The sequence below is a fragment of the uncultured Aquimonas sp. genome (assembly GCF_937888285.1).
GTDB lineage: Bacteria > Pseudomonadota > Gammaproteobacteria > Xanthomonadales > Xanthomonadaceae > Aquimonas.
The window spans coordinates 42,819-57,835 of sequence record NZ_CALART010000007.1 but is presented as its reverse complement, the minus strand read 5'-3'; the positions used below and the strand labels follow the sequence as shown (position 1 = coordinate 57,835).

Sequence of the window (15,017 nt, the reverse complement as noted above, 5' to 3'; positions counted from 1 at the left end):
CCCTTGCCCTGGGCGCCTGCGCCCACCATCTTTGCCGGCATGAACACAGACACCACCGCCAACCCCCTGCTGGCCGACCACGGTCTGCCCGATTTCCCCGCCATCAACGCCGACCATGTGCTGCCAGCGGTCGACGCGCGCATCGCCAGCTACGAGGCCTGCGTCGAGCAGGTGCTCGCGGCGCCCGGCGAGCCCAGCTTCGACCGCCTGATGGCCCCGCTGGAGCGCGCCCAGGCCGCGCTCGATCACAGCTTCGCGCCGGTCGGGCACCTGCACGGCGTGGCTGACTCCGCCGAGCTGCGCGAGGTCTATGCCGAGGCCGAGGCGCGGATCACCGATTTTTCGGCGGCGCTGGGCCAGCACCGCGGCCTGTTCGAGGCGGTGCGGCGCCTGCGCCAGTCGTCGGAATTCGACCGCCTGCCGCGGCCCGAGCGCGCCTTGATCGAAGACAGCCTGCGCGGCTTCGAGCTCTCCGGCGTCGCCCTGGAGGAGCCCGCGCGCTCGCGCTTCAAGGCGATCCAGAGCGAGCTCTCGCGCCTGTCGACCGCCTTTGAAGAGGCCGTGCTCGACAGCACCGATGCCTGGTTCAAGCCGCTGTCGGAAGCCGAGCTTTCCGGCATTCCCGAGTCCGCGCTGTCGATGCTGCGGGCGATGGGGGCCGAGCGCGGCGTCGACCGTCCCGTCGCCACCCTGAAGGGCCCGGCGGTGCAGGCGGTGCTGAACTTCGCCGACGACCGCGGCCTGCGCGAGGCCGTCTACACCGCCTACCAGACCCGCGCTTCCGACCAGGGCCCGCACGATCCGGCGCACGACAACAGCGCGCGCATCGGCGAGATCCTGGCCCTGCGCCACGAGGCCGCGCAGCTGCTCGGCTTCGCATCGAGCGCGCATGTCTCGCTGGCCGACAAGATGGCCGGCGAGCCCGAGCGCGTGCTGCGCTTCCTGCGCGAACTCGCGGCCAAGGCAAAACCCGTGGCCGAACGCGAGCTCACGGAACTGTCGGAGTTCGCGCGCCGGGAGCTCGGCATCGACGGCCTGCAGCCCTGGGACGTGGGCTACGCCGCCGAGAAGCTGCGCCAGCAGCGCTTCGACTACAGCGACGAGGATCTCAAGCCCTGGTTCCCGGTCGAGCGCGTGATCGATGGCCTGTTCGCGCTCGCTGGCCAGCTGTACGGACTGAAGTTCGCGCCGCGCGCCGACGTGCCGCTGTGGCATGCCGACGCGCGCTACTTCGATGTGCTCGATGCCGACAGCCGCGTGCGCGCCGGTTTCTACGTCGACCTCTATGCCCGCAGCGGCAAGCGCGGCGGCGCCTGGATGGACGTCTGCCGTGCGCGCATCGATGCGCTGGAGCATCCGCAGATCCCGGTCGCGTTCCTGGTCTGCAACGTGCCGCCGCCGACGCCCGAGCTGCCGGCGCTGCTGACGCACGACGACGTGATCACCCTGCTGCACGAGTTCGGCCACGGCCTGCACCACATGCTGACCGAGGTGGCCTGGCCGGGCGTGGGCGGCATCAGTGGCGTCGAGTGGGACGCGGTCGAGCTGCCCAGCCAGTTCATGGAGAACTTCAGCTGGACCCGCGCCGGCATCGACCTGCTGGGCGGCCATTACCAGACCGGCGAGAAGCTGCCGCAGGCCCTGTTCGACAAGCTGCTGGCCGCACGCCACTACCACGCCGGCCTGTTCCTGGTGCGCCAGCTCGAGTACGCCCTGTTCGATTTCCGCCTGCACCTGGAATTCGACCCTGCGCGTGGTGCGCGGGCAATGGAGCTGCTGGAGGCCGTGCGCGAAGAGGTCGCGGTGATCCGCCCGCCGGCCTGGCAGCGCATGCCGAACAGCTTCACCCACATCTTCGCGGGCGGCTATGCGGCCGGCTACTACAGCTACCTGTGGGCCGAGGTCTTGTCCGCAGACGCCTTCGGCGCCTTCGAGGCGGCGGGCGTGCTGGATGCGGCAGCCGGTGAACGCTTCCGCCGCGAAATCCTCGCCGTCGGCGGCTCGCGCCCGGCGCTGGAAAGCTTCATCGCCTTCCGCGGCCGCGAGCCCGAGCCCGAGGCCCTGCTGCGCAGCTACGGGCTGGCGGCGTGAGAAGCGGGGAGTGGGGATTAGGGATTCGGGATTCGAAGCCAACCCGCTGAAGCGTGACGCGGTGCTCCCCTCTCCCCTCGTGTGAGAGGGGCCGGGAGAGAGGGGGCCAGCTCTGCGAAAGACTTCAACGTCTCCCACCTCCCACCTTGGCAGCCCCGGATGCCGGGCTCGAAGCGCAGGCGACCGTCCACTCCGAGCCACCCCTGCGGGTGACTTCAGTCACCCCCTGAACTCATCCGACGTTTAGCGAAAGCGCTCCATGCTCCGCGCTCCCCACCCGGAGCGCCTGCATGTCCCTGTCGCCGCGTCTGTTCGTCCGTTCGGCCCTGTTCCTCGCCCTCGCATTCGGAGCGCACGCCGCGCAGGCGCAGACGCCGCCACTGCCCGCTGCCGCGGTCGAAGTGCGCGATCAGATGAATGCTGGCGAGCTGGAGCGTGCGATCGAACTCGCCGAAGCCTGGACCCAGCGCGAGCCGCAGAGCTCGCAGGCCTTCGTCTGGCTAGGCCGGGTCTATGGTCGGCAGGCGCTGGAGGCCAGCGTGTTCACCAAGCTGAGCTGGGCCGGCAGGTGTCGCGAAGCGTGGGAGACCGCGGTCAGGCTCGACGGCAACAACATCGACGCGCGCTTCGATCTGCTGGGTTACTACCTGCAGGCCCCCGGCGTGGCCGGCGGCGGCCGCGACAAGGCCGAGGCGACCCTGCCAGAGATCGATGCGATCCATCCGTCCTACGGTCAGCTGGCACGCGGCCAGATCGCGGCCGCCAACAAGGACCTCGCCGCCGCGCGCAATCACTTCGAAGCGGCCGTCACCGCCGATCCGGCTTCGATCCGCGCCCGCACCGCGCTGGCCAACCTGCATCTTCGCGAGCAGCGCAACGCCGAGGCGCGCGCCGTGTGGCAGCAGGCCCTGCAGCTGAAGGCCGATGACGTCTACGCGATCTACCAGCTAGGTCGCCTCGCCGCGCTGACCGGCGAAGAGCTCGAAGCCGGCCTGCAGCAGCTCGACCAGTTCCTTGCGGTCGAGGACAAACCCAGCGACCTCAGCGTCGAAGGTGCGCATTGGCGCCGCGGGCAGATCCTGGCCAAGCTCGGCCGCATCGACGAAGCCCGCACCGCGCTGCAGCTCGCGAGCGCCGGCGACAAGCAGGTGGCGGAGCTGGCGCAGGCGGACCTGAAGAAGTTGTAGTACCGGCCGTCGTGGGTTGGGCAGAGCGCAGCGCGGCCCAAGATCGCGTCAACGCGCTCGCCTCAACCGCTCATCTCGCTGTGCTCCCCTCTCCCCTTGTGGGAGAGGGGACGGGGGAGAGGGGAAGGACGCTTGCCGCGAGGTTTGCCCCCCTCTCCCCAACCCATCTCCCACGAGGGGAGAGGGGCGTCACGCCGGCCTTTTCGGGAGTCAGCTGACACACGACGCCCATCATGACCGTGATTGGATTCTTGGCGCTCAGAGCCACGCTGCCGAGCCTTGCTGCTGTCGTGCTGGGCTCAGGCGCCCGCGTCGAACACCCGCCGCAGATCGCTCTCGTCCAGACGCCGCCACTGGCCTTCGTCCAGCCCTTCGAGCGTCAGCCCGCCGACCGTGCTGCGGTGCAGCTCGACCACGCGGTTGCCCAGTGCGCCGAACATGCGCCGTACCTGGTGATAGCGGCCCTCGTGCAGGGTCAGCCGGGCGCGGTTCTCGCCGAGCGGCTCGAAGCCGGCGGGTTTCAGCGGCGTGTCCTCGCCGTCCAGCATCAGCGTTCCGCTGCCGAACAGCGTGGCCTCGTCGCCGCGCAGGGGTTCTGCCAGCACGGCCTCATAGACCTTGGGCACGTGCTGCTTGGGCGAGATGATCCGATGCAGCAGGCCGCCGTCGTCGGTGAACAGCAGCAGGCCCGAGGTCTCGCGATCGAGGCGGCCGACCGTCGACAGCACCGGGTCGCGAAAGCGGAAGCGCTCGGGCAGCAGCTCGTAGACCAGGCGGCCCGTGTCCTTGGTCGAGCAGGTGTAGCCGGCCGGCTTGTGCAGCATCAGGCTCAGCGGCGCGACCGGGTCGAGTTCCTCGCCGTCGAACAGGACGTTCGCCGGGTCGACGTTGGCGTCATGGCGCAGCGGCGTGCCGGCGCGATCGGTGATGTAGCCCTCGCGGCACCAGGCCTGCACTTCGCGGCGGCTGCCGTAGCCGAGGTTGGCGATCAGGCGGTCAAGGCGCATGGGGGACCCGCGTTCAAAGGGGGCGCGATGATCCGGCTTGGGCGGTCCAGGTGCAAACGCAGCGGTGGCTGGCCCTTCCCGCGACCGCTGTCGCCCAGCAAGCCGCCCAGATCCCCTGCGGCCGGCGAGACCGCGTCGCGATGAAGATCAGCCGGCCGCCGCGCGCGCCCTCCAAGCCGCCAGCACCTCCGCCTCGCGCTCGGGCTTGATGCCGGCCCGCAGCGTCGCGCGGCGCTCTTCGGGCTGGGCATCGAACCACGCCAGCGTGGCCGCCACGGTATCGGCCAGCGGGCGGAAGCTCAGGCCCTTGGCGAGAGCGCGATCGTTGCGGTGGCGCGAGAAGCCGGCGCTTTCGCCCTGGCCGGGCACCCACACCGGCATGTCGCCCCAAGGGCTGACGTTCTGCTCGGCGAGGAATTCGGCCGGCGCCCAGTGGAAGGTCGCCGCCGTGCCGGTCACCGCCTGGATGCCGTACAGCAGCTGGTCCATGCCCATCGCGTAGGCCGGTCCCATGGCGTTGAAGGCGCCGAACGCGCGCTGCTCGGCCATGCGGATCGTCCACTCCGCCAGATCGCGCGCGTCGATGAACTGCACCGGGTCGCGGCCATCGCCGGGGGCGAGGATGTCGCCGCCGCGGCGCACGCGCAGCGGCCAGTAGCTGAAACGGTCGGTCTCGTCACCCGGGCCCACGATCAGGCCGGGGCGGATGAGTGTGGTGATGTCGGGGAACCATTTCAGCGCCTCGTCCTCGCAGGCCGCCTTCATCGGCCCGTACAGCGCCATGTTGGCGATCAGGCTGGCGCGGGTCTCGGCCATGATGTCGGGGCCGGTGTAGACCGCCCGCGGGGCGTCCTCGTCCTGGCCCGGGGTGGCGCTGTCGCTGTACACCGACAGCGTCGAGATGAACAGGTAATGGTCGACCTGGCCCTTCAGCACCTGGCCGACATCGCGCACCCAGTGCGGCACGCTGGTCGGGTTGTCGATGCAGACATCCCAGCGCCTCCCCTTGAGCGCTCCGACATCGCCGGTCTCGCGGTCGCCGGTCAGCTCCTCGACCTCGGCCGGCCAGTCCTGCGGGCGCCGGCCGCGGTTGAACAGGGTGATGCGGTGGCCGCGCGCCAGCGCATAGCGCACCTGGTGCGGACCGGTGAAGCCGGTGCCGCCGAGGATGAGGATGTCGAGCGGCTTGGCGGCGCGCTCGACGGCAGGCGCAGCGGCAGTGGCAAAGGCGGGGGCGAGACCGGCGGCGCCGGCCAGCGCCCCCAGCTTCAGCACATCGCGACGGCGGATCGGCATGGCGGCACTCCCTTGCGTGATGGGTATGTGCAGCCTGCGCGCAGCGCGTCCGCGATGCGCTGGCGGGAAGTCATGCCTGGGCCGGCTGCCACTGCAGGCGGCTGCGTCGGGGGCCGTCGGCGCTGACCACCAGCTCCAGCGCGCGCCCGTCGCGCTCGAAGCGCAGGCGCTCGGCAGCCACGCTCGACTCCAGGGCCTGCACCTGCCAACCGTCCTCGCTGAGCTCGCTGCGGTAGAAGTCGACCACCTCGCGCAGCGGTGCGGGCCCGGCATAGGCGACCCGCGCTTCGCCCTCGCCCCGCTGGAAGGCGACGCGCACGAAGCCCGGCAGGCGCGGAATGTCAGCGGGGTCGCTGCCGCCCACATCGCTGCTCGGCAGCTGCAGCGCGGCCAGGGCCGCAGTGGCTGCCGCCAGCGCCGCGCCGCCCTGCTGCAGGGGCGCACGCAGGGCTGCGCCGGCTTCGGCGGCGAGCCCGTCCAGCGGCTGGGCGAGACTGGGCAGGCTGGACTTCAGCGCCTCGGCCTGGGCCTGCAGTTCGGCGGCGCGCGCCGCCGCCTCGGGCGCCAGGGCGTCGACGACCTGCGCCGGATCGACCGCCAGCGCCGCCTGGCCTTCGGCGAGACGCGCCCGCGCTTCTTCGGTCAGCGCGCGGGCCTTCTGCGTGGCCTCGTCCAGCGAGGCCGCACCCAGCGCTTCCAGCGGCGCGGCCAGCGCGGGCACCCGCTCGGTGAGTTCGGCGCGGCCACTTTCGACCGCGGCCGAACCCCACTGCCACAGCCCGAACAGCGCGGCAGCGCCGAGCGCCAGCGCCAGCAGAGGCAGGCCGATCAGGGCCAGACCACCGACCACCCAGACCCAGCGCGGCGGTCGTCGCAGCGAAAGGTTCGCAGTCATGGGCGATCGCTCTCGCTGGGCCAGCGGCTGAAGCGCGCGGGCTGATCGCTGCGGCCGCGGCGCATCAGCTGGCGCAGGCGGCCACTGCGTCGACCCAGCGCGCGCGCCGCGCGCTCGACGGCGGCGGCAATCGCCGCGTACAGGTCGCTGCGGGTGTCCTCGACCACCACGTCGGGCTGGCCGGGCAGCTGCAGCTGCAGGCGGCAGCGCTTGTCGACGCCGCCGCGCTCGGCGTTGATGTCGGACAGGCGTACCACCACGCGCTGCACGCCGCCGCCGATACGGCCGAGCGCGAAGCGCAGGCGCCGCTGCAGATGGGCGCTCAGGCCCTCGGTCAGCGCGAAGCCGTGGGTGTGGGTATCGATCTGCATGGCGATCTCCTTGGGGTGGGCGGGGCGATCGGCCCCGACCACAGGAATACGGCCGCCAATAGTTCGAAAAAAGCAGGTATTGTCTTGGCCATTGTCAGGAATGAGCAGAGATCCATGGAGCGCCTCAACTATCGCCAGCTGCAGCAGTTCTGGACCGTGGCGCGCGCCGGCAGCGTGCGCGCGGCGGCCGAGCAGCTCGAGCTGGCCCCGCAGACCCTGAGCGGCCAGATCGCCGCGCTCGAACTGAGCCTGGGCACCGCGCTGTTCCAGCGCGTGGGCCGGCGGCTGGAGCTCACCGAAACCGGGCGCATGGTCCGCGCCTACGCCGACGAGATCTTCGAGCTGGGTGATGCCCTGCAGGAGGCGGTGAGCGAAGCGCGCAAGTCGCGCGTGCGGCCGCTGCGCGTCGGCGTGGCCGAGGTGGTGCCGAAGTCCCTGGCCTACGAGCTGCTGTCGCCGGCACTGGCGCTGGATCCCGCGCCGCGTCTGCACTGCCGCGAAGACAGCCTGCCGCGGCTGCTGGCCGAGCTGGCCCTGCACCGGCTCGATCTGGTGCTGAGCGATCGTCCACCCACCGGCGAGGCCGAGGTCAAGGTGCATTCCAGCCTGCTCGGTGAATGCGGCACGGCCTTCCTGGCGGCACCCTCGCTGGCCAAGCGCCTGGCCCAGGACTTCCCGCGCAGCCTGCAGGGCGCGCCCTTCCTGCTGCCCGGCGCCGACAGCCGCGTGCGCGCGGCCCTGCAGCGCTGGCTGGACCAGCGCAAGCTGCGCCCGCGGATCGTCGCCGAATTCGAGGACAGCGCGCTGATGAAGGCTTTCGGCGCGGCCGGCGCCGGCGTGTTCGTGGTGCCGGCGGTGGTCGCCAGCGATCTGTGCGCGCGCCAGAACCTGGTCGAACTGGGCCGCAGCGACGACATCCGCGAGCGCTTCTACGCCCTTGCCGGCTCGCGCCGCGATGGCCATCCGGGCGTGCAGGCGGTGCTGGAATCGGCACGCAGCCGGGTGTTTGCGGAGGCGTGAAGAGGCGAATACGCGCGCCCAGGGGCGTGCGCCTGGGCGCGCCCTGCCACTTCGCGAGATCCCTCTGGCGCGGACATCCTGCGGCGCGCTCGCGCCAAGCACAGGGGTGCTGCAACACCGCATTCGAACGACCGCAGAGGGGTCGAGCATCGCCCGCGCAGCGGCGGCTACGCACCCGTGAACTATTGGCAGCCCATCGCAGTCGCATCGCCCTGCCATCCACGCACGAGGAGATGCGCCATGCGCAGCACAGGTTCCGGCAAGTCTGCTGTTCTCACCTTCAAGATTCTCCTCGCGATGACCGCGGGCAGCCTCGCCCAGGCCAGCGAATCCAGCGATGCCGCGCGCCGCGCGGTGGTCGACGAAGCCTTGTCGCGCATCGCCCCGCAGCTCGAAGTGGAAGCCGTGCGTGAAGCTCCGATGGCGGGCCTGATCGAGATCGAGGCCGGTGGCCAGCTGTTCTACCTCAGCGCCGACGGCCGCCATCTGCTGCAGGGCAACCTGATCGACACGGTCGAGCGCGTCGACCTCAGCGAGCGGCGTCGCCAGTACACGCGACGCGAAGCCCTGAGTGCGCTGCCGCCCGAGCAGACCATCGCCTTCGCAGCGGCCGAGGGGCAGCATCGGGTGACCGTGTTCACCGCGCTCGACTGCGGCTACTGCCGCCGCTTCCATGCCGATATCGAGGCCTATCGCGAGGCCGGGATCAGCGTCGACTACGTGCTGCTGCCGCTGGCCGGCGAGGGCTCCGAGGCCGACCGCACCGGCGCGCGGCTGTTCTGCGCGGCCGATCGCCAGGACGCCTTCACCCGCGCCACCCGCGGCGAGCCGATCGAGGGTCCGATGTGCGATTCCGGCTATGACGAGGGCAAGGCGCTGGCGGCGCGCCTGGGCATCCGCAACACGCCGACCATCGTGCGTGCCGACGGCAGCGTCAGCGGCTACCAGACCCCCACTGAACTGCTGGCCTCGCTTGCCGCGCTGACGCGCTGACGCGCTGAATCAGCGCGGCCTGGGCCGCAGCTTCATGGCCTCGGCGCTGGATTCGTCGAACACGCGGTCGCGCAGGCGCAGGTTCTGCACTTCCCGCTGGCGCAGGCCTTCGAGCTGGCTGCGCAGGCGCAGGCAATCGATGGGTTCGACGCGGCCGCGCCGTTCCGCGAGCTGTGTATGCAGGCGCGTGGCGGCGGCTTCCGCATGCTCGCGGTGGCGCTGCTCATGGGCGTCGAGCCGGTCGCGTACGGAGGTCCACAGCGCGCGCTCCTCGGCGCTCGCCGACGCCGGTGCGTCCCACTCGGGCAGCAGCAGATCGATCCGCAGGCTCACTTCGAAATCGCTGAGGCGGCAGGCCTGCGGCCGACACTCCGGCGCCGCCGGCTGACCGCGCCGGCTGATCGTCGGGCAGCGCTCGGCGCCCAATGTGTTTGATGGCGCGCCGGGCAACGCTTCGGGCATGAGCTCTAGGCGCAGGCTCAGCACCGAGCGCGTCAGCGCGTGCGCGCGGACCTGCTCGTCCGCCTGCAGGGCGCGCAGCGCGGCAGACACCGAGTTGCCTGACACCGGCATGGCCTGCAGATGCCGCTCGATGCTCGGGCCCTGCTCCGCGGCGCAGGCCGCGCCAGCGATGCCGCCGAGCAGAACGGTGGTCATCGTCAAGGCGAACCGGCGCCGATGGTGTGGCCTCATCCGGCACGCCCCGCATTCGAGCCCTGCGCCCGCGGCGAGGCCGCGCGCAGCAGTTTGAATCCACGCGCGGCGGCGAGGCGGTCGACGCGGCCGAAGCGTTCGGCCAGCACCGCCTCGTAGGGCAGATGCGCATTGGCGACGATCCAGGCTTCGCCGCCCGAACGCAGTGCGTCGGCGGCGGCCCGCAGGAAGGCTTGGCCGATCGCCGGCAGGCCGCGCCCACCTTCGTGGAAAGGCGGATTGCACAGGATCACGTCGTAGCGGCCGTCCACGCCGACGGTGACGTCCTGCCAGTGCACGCGGACGGGCACGCGGGCGTCGCGCAGGGTGTGGCGCGACAGCGCGACCGCGCGCGCGCTGGCGTCGAACAGGTCCAGCGCGGTGATGCCCGCGCAGCGCTCCAGTGCCGCCGCCGACAGCACGCCGAGGCCGCTGCCGAGGTCGGCGACCGCACCCGCGAGCGTCGCCGGCAGGTGTTCGATCAACAGCGCGCTGCCGGCGTCGATGCGGTCGACCGCGAACAGGCCGGGCGCGCCGAGCAGGGGCGTCGACAGCAGGCCGCCGGGGTCCAGCGGCCGGGCGGCGTCGAGGTCGCGCCAGGCATCGATGCGCGCCTGATCGCGATCCACGGCGCGCGCCAGCAGCACGCGGCACTTGTGCTTGCTGTGCACTTCCAGGGTCGGGCACAGCAGGCGCAGGTCGGCCTCGAAGGCCCTGGCGCCGGCGTCATTGGCCACGCTGGCCAGCAGCAGGCCGTTGTCGGCGAGCGCGGCCAGCGCGCGCGCGGCCTCCGCGCGTGCGGCTTCGCGCTGGCGCGCGGGGCTGAGCAGGACCAGGCCCTGCGCCGGCGGCAGCGCGGCGGCGTGCAGGCCCGTATCCGTTGCCGCAGGCAGGCAGGCGTGGCCCTCGCGGCCGAGGGCGGCGCACCAGGGTGCGAAGTCCTGCAGCGCGTGGACGCGCAGGCCGGGCGGCAGCGACAGGCCCGGCCGCGCGCCCAGCCACAGCGCGGGGCCCGCTGGGATCGGCAGGCTGCGCAGTGCCCAGCCCAGCGCGGCCAGGGCGACATCCGTGTCGGACATCGGCCTCAGGCGCTGACAGCGTAGATGCGCAGGGCCTCCAGCGGCACCACCCCGAGCGCGTTCAGATGCGTGGATTCCAGCACCACGTCGGGGGCCAGGCCGTGCTCGTAGGCCTCCATCCAGCGCATCGCGCACAGGCACCAGCGGTCGCCGGGCTTCAGGCCCGGAAAATCGAAGTCGGGACGCGGCGTCGACAGGTCGTTGCCGCGCGACTTCGAGAACTCCAGGAAGCGCGCGGTCATCACCGCGCAGACCACGTGCAGGCCGCGGTCGTCGGGATCGCTGCGGCAGCAGCCGTCGCGGAACCAGCCGGTCATGGGATCGGTGCCGCAGGGCTGCAGCGGCAGGCCGAGGACGTTCAGTGCACTCATCGGGATTCCCGTGGATCGCGCCGCAGCGGCGGCTGCGACGCGCCCGAGCTTAGCCGAGCGCGTTCGCGCCCCATGCTGCTGCGCGCCATCGCGTGGCTCACTCGGCCGGCGGCTGCCAGCGGAAACCCGAGCGCTGCGCCAGGGTTTCGGTGTCGAGCACTTCGCTGTAGCGCTGGCCGCGGATGATCCAGGTCGGGTACTGGGTGATGTTCTCGGAGACGCAGGCGAAGGCGACCGGGCCGGTGCGGCCGTTGGGGCTGCACTCGACATAGGGCAGGTGCGACTGCGCGGCGCCGAAACGGTCCTTCTGCTGCTGGCAGTTCGGGCACCAGAAGGCGCCGTAGAACTTGGCGCCGGTGGAGTCGAGGTGCTTGGCCAGCGCGACCAGGCGCGGGTCCTCGCGCGGGCCGATCCAGCCCATGGCGCTGGCGTGCATCATGCCCAGCACCGCGACCAGCACGATCGCATGCTGGCCGAGCCATACCCCCCAGGCGGGCTTCACCCCGGCACGCTCGCGCTCCATCAGCACCAGCACGAAGATCGCCAGGATCACCGCCTGCGAGGCCAGGCACCAGGCGCAGTAGGCATCCAGCGCGATCAGCCCGGACAGCGTGAGATACAGGCTGATCACCAGGCCGATCGCGGCAACGCTGAACAGGCGCTTCCAGCGCGGTGCAGGCTTGCCGCGCGACAGCGCGAGGAACAGCAGCGCCAGATAGGTGGCGAAGCCCCACACCGCCACCGGCACGCCAAGGAAGCGCGACCAGCGGCTGCCCTGCACCACCGCGCAGCCCGTGCCCTCGGTGCAGAAGGCCGGCAGGCTGCCGAACACGGCGCCCCAGCTCAGATAGGCGGTGATCAACAGGCCCAGCGCGGACAGTGCGATCAGGGCCAGCTCACGCGGGCGGCGCGGCGCGGCCGGCGCGCGGGCCGCGCTGGTCGGGGCGGGGCGATGGGTGGGCTTGCTGCGGGGCTTGCGGCTCATGGACTGCGGCTTCCTCGGCGGGCGCTCGACGGTGTTCGGCCCGCCATTTGAGGCAAGCCGCGCCCTGCATGCAAGCCCGCGCCGGCGCAGCGGTCTTCACGTGACCGCGGGCACTTGTCGCGACTTGTTCAACGCAGGTACTTTCGGCGGCGCTGCGCGGGGGCGCAGCCAGAGTGCGGCAAGCACAGTCGACGCACGGGCGCCGGGCGCCCGTCCGCCCACATCACGTTTCGCGGGGAGATCTCACATGCGCATCAAATGGATCGCGGCCGGCATCGGCTGCGCGCTGGTGGCCTCGGCTGCCCTGCTGTGGCAGCCGGAGCCGGCACCGGCGCCCAACCTCAAGCCCTTCGGCGGCGACTTCTGGGCGCATCGCGTCGCCTACCCGAGCATGCACTTCAGCCCCAGCTGGTACCTCGACGCCGAGCGCGAGGACGCGCGCGTCTCCTCGGGCGTGCCGGACGGCCCGCAGGATACCTACCTGCGCAACCGCAGCGCCTCGCCGCTCCTGCTCGACACCGGCGCCTGGACCTTCCTCGGTCCGCAGCCCAAGGTGTTCAACAACTACGGTCGCGTCACCGGGCGCATGAACGTGATCGCGGTCGACCCGCGCGGCCCGGACGCGCAGGGCCGCTACACGGTCTACGCGGCGGCTGACGGCGGCGGCGTCTGGAAGAGCGAGGACTGCTGCGGCGCCGCCACCACCTGGCGCAACGTCACCGACCAGCCCGACATCAACAGCATCGCGATCGGCGACCTGTATCTCGACCCGAACAATCCGGATGTGGTCTATGCCGGCACCGGCGACCTGCGCTACGGCTCGTTCTCGTTCGGCAGCGCCGGCCTGCTGAAGAGCACCGACCGCGGCGAGACCTGGAGCGTGCTCGGCGCGGACATCTTCACGCCCTTCTATCCGCCTTCGGCTGGACTCGGCTTTCCGCAGTACCAGGCGATCGGCAAGGTCATCACCGACCCCGCCGACTCCGACACCGTGGTGGTCGGCACCAAGACCGGCCTGTACTTCAGCTATGACGGCGGCCAGCAGTGGGAAGGGCCCTGCGTCACCAACCCGCACGCCAGCCAGCGCCAGGACATCACCGGCCTGCAGGCGGTGCCGCGGGCAGGCGGCGGCACCTGGCTGTATGCGGCGGTGGGCACGCGCGGCAATCCGACGCCGGTGCAGCCGGACCTGGCCAACCTCGGCGCCAACGGCGTCTACCGCACCGAGATGCCGACCAGCGGCTGCCCGGGTCCGGCGAACTGGAGCCTGCTGGCGAACGGCTGGCCGGCCGGCACCGGCAACGGCGACCCCGCCGGCAAGGTGCTGGGCCGCATCGAGCTGGCGGTGGCGCCTTCCAACCCGCAGATCCTGTACGCGATGGGCGCGCACGCGACCCTGAGCAATGTGCTGGGCGTGTGGCGCAGCAACGACGGCGGTGACACCTGGACGCAGACGGCAGCGACCGCCGGCGTGCAGGCCACCGGCTGCAGCAGCGCAGCCGGCGGCGGCCAGCAGATGTGGTACGACGCCAACCTGGCGGTCGACCCGAACAACCCCGAGCGCGTGCTGCTGAGCGGCGTCGACCTGTACCGCTCGCTGGATGGCGGCACCACCTTCCAGAACATCACCTGCGGCTATGGCAACGGCAATGTGCACGTCGACCACCACGACGCGGTCTTCCTGCCCACGGCCAGCGGCTTCAGCAGCGACAGCGTGCTGCTCGGCACCGACGGTGGCGTCTATGCCACCAGCAACGTGATGTTCGGCACCGGCGGCACCACCGCCGCCAATCGTCCGACCTACATCTCGCTCAACCAGAGCATGGGCGCGATCGAGTTCTACTCGGGCGACATCAGCGGCAACTTCGCGACCAGCCCGACGCCCGGCGCCAATGGCGGCGCGCAGGACAACGGCAGCTCGTATGCCCGCTGGACCGGCCCGGTCGGCCAGCCGGCCGAGTGGGTCGTGCGCCTTGGCGGCGACGGCATCTACACGCGCATCGACCCGGTGCTGGAGCAGCGCTGGTAATGGTCCAGCCAGAACGGCAACATCGCGGTCTCGCCGACCGGGCCCACCTCGGGCACGCAGTCGGCCTCGCCCTCGGCAGCCGGCTACAGCAGCGACACCAAGAGCTTCGTGATGCCCTTCGAGCTCTACCGCCATGGTGAGCTGGACGCCCCCGGCAGCGGCTGCACCACGGCCGGCGGCTGTACCTACATGATCCTCGGCACCAACCGCGTCTGGGAAAGCCTGCAGGGCGGCATTCCGCGCACCAGCTGGTATCCCAACAGCCCGGTGCTGACCAAGAACACGCTCGGCAACCGCAGCTTCATCAACCAGCTCGCGCATGCGGTGAAGACGCCCAGCGCGGCGATCGCCGGCACCAACGACGGCAATGTCTGGTACGGCCATGGCCTGAATGCCGGCACCGCCGACAGCGCCAGCTGGGTCAATGTCACCGCCGCCAACGCGGTGCTGCCGAACCGGCCGGTGATGGACGTCGCGCTCGACGTGCCCAACGCCGCCAACCCGGGCGCCAGCGCGATCGGCTATGCCGCGCTCGGTGGCTTCGACCAGAACACGCCCGGCCAACCCGGCCACATCTACCAGCTGGTCTGCGAGAACCACTGCGCCAGCTTCGAGTGGCGCAACATCAGCGGCAACCTGCCGAACATCCCGGCCAACTCGGTGGCCTTCAACCCGAAGAACCCGCAGCAGGTCTTCGCCGGCACCGACTGGGGCCTGTACTACACCGACAACGCCTTCGCGTCCGAGGTGGTCTGGCAGCGCTTCGACAAGGGTCTGCCCAAGGTGATGATCTGGGACATGGCGATCGATCGCGGCTTCACCACGCTGGCGGTGTTCACCCGCGGCCGCGGCGCCTGGGCCTGGCCGCTGCCGGGCTCGCCGGCCTCGGTCGAGCTGTTCAAGGATGGCTTCGAGGACGTCACGCTGCGCTGAGGCAACACCGTCAAAGCGGCACCCCGCACAGCCGTCGCGGCCCCGCCGCGGCGGCTGTGTCTTGTGG

Annotated in this window: 14 protein-coding genes; 6 read left to right on the top strand and 8 right to left on the bottom strand. The window is 71.4% G+C overall.

The features are described 5' to 3' along the window. The first annotated feature begins 39 nt into the window (after positions 1–39). Together Q0654_RS01275 and Q0654_RS01270 are read left to right on the top strand one after the other, a co-directional pair. Positions 40–2,091, top strand: coding sequence for a M3 family metallopeptidase (locus Q0654_RS01275; RefSeq protein WP_298849682.1), 2,052 nt, complete (start codon positions 40–42; stop codon positions 2,089–2,091). A gap of 290 nt (positions 2,092–2,381) precedes the next feature. Continuing rightward, on the top strand, positions 2,382–3,278 hold the full coding sequence (locus Q0654_RS01270; RefSeq protein WP_298849680.1) for a tetratricopeptide repeat protein: 897 nt from the start codon (positions 2,382–2,384) through the stop codon (positions 3,276–3,278). A gap of 299 nt (positions 3,279–3,577) precedes the next feature. Here the strand turns inward: Q0654_RS01270 and Q0654_RS01265 are convergent, their stop codons facing one another. From Q0654_RS01265 to Q0654_RS01250, 4 genes are all read right to left on the bottom strand, one after another. Further along, a complete protein-coding gene (locus Q0654_RS01265; protein ID WP_298849677.1) occupies positions 3,578–4,285 on the bottom strand; it encodes a 16S rRNA pseudouridine(516) synthase in 708 nt (235 codons plus the stop codon). Between the two features lie 147 nt (positions 4,286–4,432). Further along, positions 4,433–5,581: an NAD-dependent epimerase/dehydratase family protein gene (locus Q0654_RS01260; protein WP_298849675.1), complete on the bottom strand. Its 1,149-nt coding sequence runs from the start codon at positions 5,579–5,581 to the stop codon at positions 4,433–4,435. 70 nt (positions 5,582–5,651) lie between these two features. Further along, positions 5,652–6,476 carry a hypothetical protein gene (locus Q0654_RS01255; protein WP_298849672.1) on the bottom strand — a complete coding sequence of 275 codons (825 nt, stop codon included), beginning with the start codon at positions 6,474–6,476 and terminating at the stop codon, positions 5,652–5,654. After that, positions 6,473–6,847 carry an HPF/RaiA family ribosome-associated protein gene (locus tag Q0654_RS01250; protein WP_298849670.1) on the bottom strand — a complete coding sequence of 125 codons (375 nt, stop codon included), beginning with the start codon at positions 6,845–6,847 and terminating at the stop codon, positions 6,473–6,475. Before Q0654_RS01250 ends, Q0654_RS01255 begins: the two co-directional genes overlap by 4 nt. 114 nt (positions 6,848–6,961) lie before the next feature. Here Q0654_RS01250 and nhaR point away from each other — a divergent pair, with 114 nt between their 5' ends. Then, positions 6,962–7,867 carry a transcriptional activator NhaR gene (gene nhaR / locus Q0654_RS01245; protein WP_298849668.1) on the top strand — a complete coding sequence of 302 codons (906 nt, stop codon included), beginning with the start codon at positions 6,962–6,964 and terminating at the stop codon, positions 7,865–7,867. Between the two features lie 240 nt (positions 7,868–8,107). Then, positions 8,108–8,860 (top strand): DsbC family protein, encoded by a 753-nt coding sequence (locus Q0654_RS01240; protein ID WP_298849666.1) that lies wholly within the window; start codon positions 8,108–8,110, stop codon positions 8,858–8,860. Between the two features lie 9 nt (positions 8,861–8,869). On the opposite strand, the gene Q0654_RS01235 is transcribed toward Q0654_RS01240, so the two are convergent. The 4 genes from Q0654_RS01235 to Q0654_RS01220 all read right to left on the bottom strand — a co-directional run bounded on the left by Q0654_RS01235 (position 8,870) and on the right by Q0654_RS01220 (position 11,988). Continuing rightward, positions 8,870–9,517, bottom strand: coding sequence for a DUF922 domain-containing protein (locus Q0654_RS01235; protein ID WP_298849664.1), 648 nt, complete (start codon positions 9,515–9,517; stop codon positions 8,870–8,872). 32 nt (positions 9,518–9,549) lie between these two features. After that, on the bottom strand, positions 9,550–10,632 hold the full coding sequence (locus Q0654_RS01230; protein ID WP_298849662.1) for a class I SAM-dependent methyltransferase: 1,083 nt from the start codon (positions 10,630–10,632) through the stop codon (positions 9,550–9,552). Positions 10,633–10,637: 5 nt separating this feature from the next. After that, positions 10,638–11,003 carry a DUF2237 domain-containing protein gene (locus tag Q0654_RS01225; protein WP_298849660.1) on the bottom strand — a complete coding sequence of 122 codons (366 nt, stop codon included), beginning with the start codon at positions 11,001–11,003 and terminating at the stop codon, positions 10,638–10,640. Between the two features lie 97 nt (positions 11,004–11,100). Further along, on the bottom strand, positions 11,101–11,988 hold the full coding sequence (locus Q0654_RS01220; RefSeq protein WP_298849657.1) for a vitamin K epoxide reductase family protein: 888 nt from the start codon (positions 11,986–11,988) through the stop codon (positions 11,101–11,103). 247 nt (positions 11,989–12,235) lie between these two features. Between Q0654_RS01220 and Q0654_RS01215 the strand changes: the two genes are divergently transcribed. Then, positions 12,236–14,017, top strand: a complete 1,782-nt coding sequence (locus Q0654_RS01215; protein ID WP_298849655.1) for a sialidase family protein — start codon at positions 12,236–12,238, stop codon at positions 14,015–14,017. Between the two features lie 111 nt (positions 14,018–14,128). After that, positions 14,129–14,950 (top strand): hypothetical protein, encoded by an 822-nt coding sequence (locus Q0654_RS01210; protein ID WP_298849652.1) that lies wholly within the window; start codon positions 14,129–14,131, stop codon positions 14,948–14,950. The last annotated feature ends 67 nt before the right edge of the window (positions 14,951–15,017 follow it).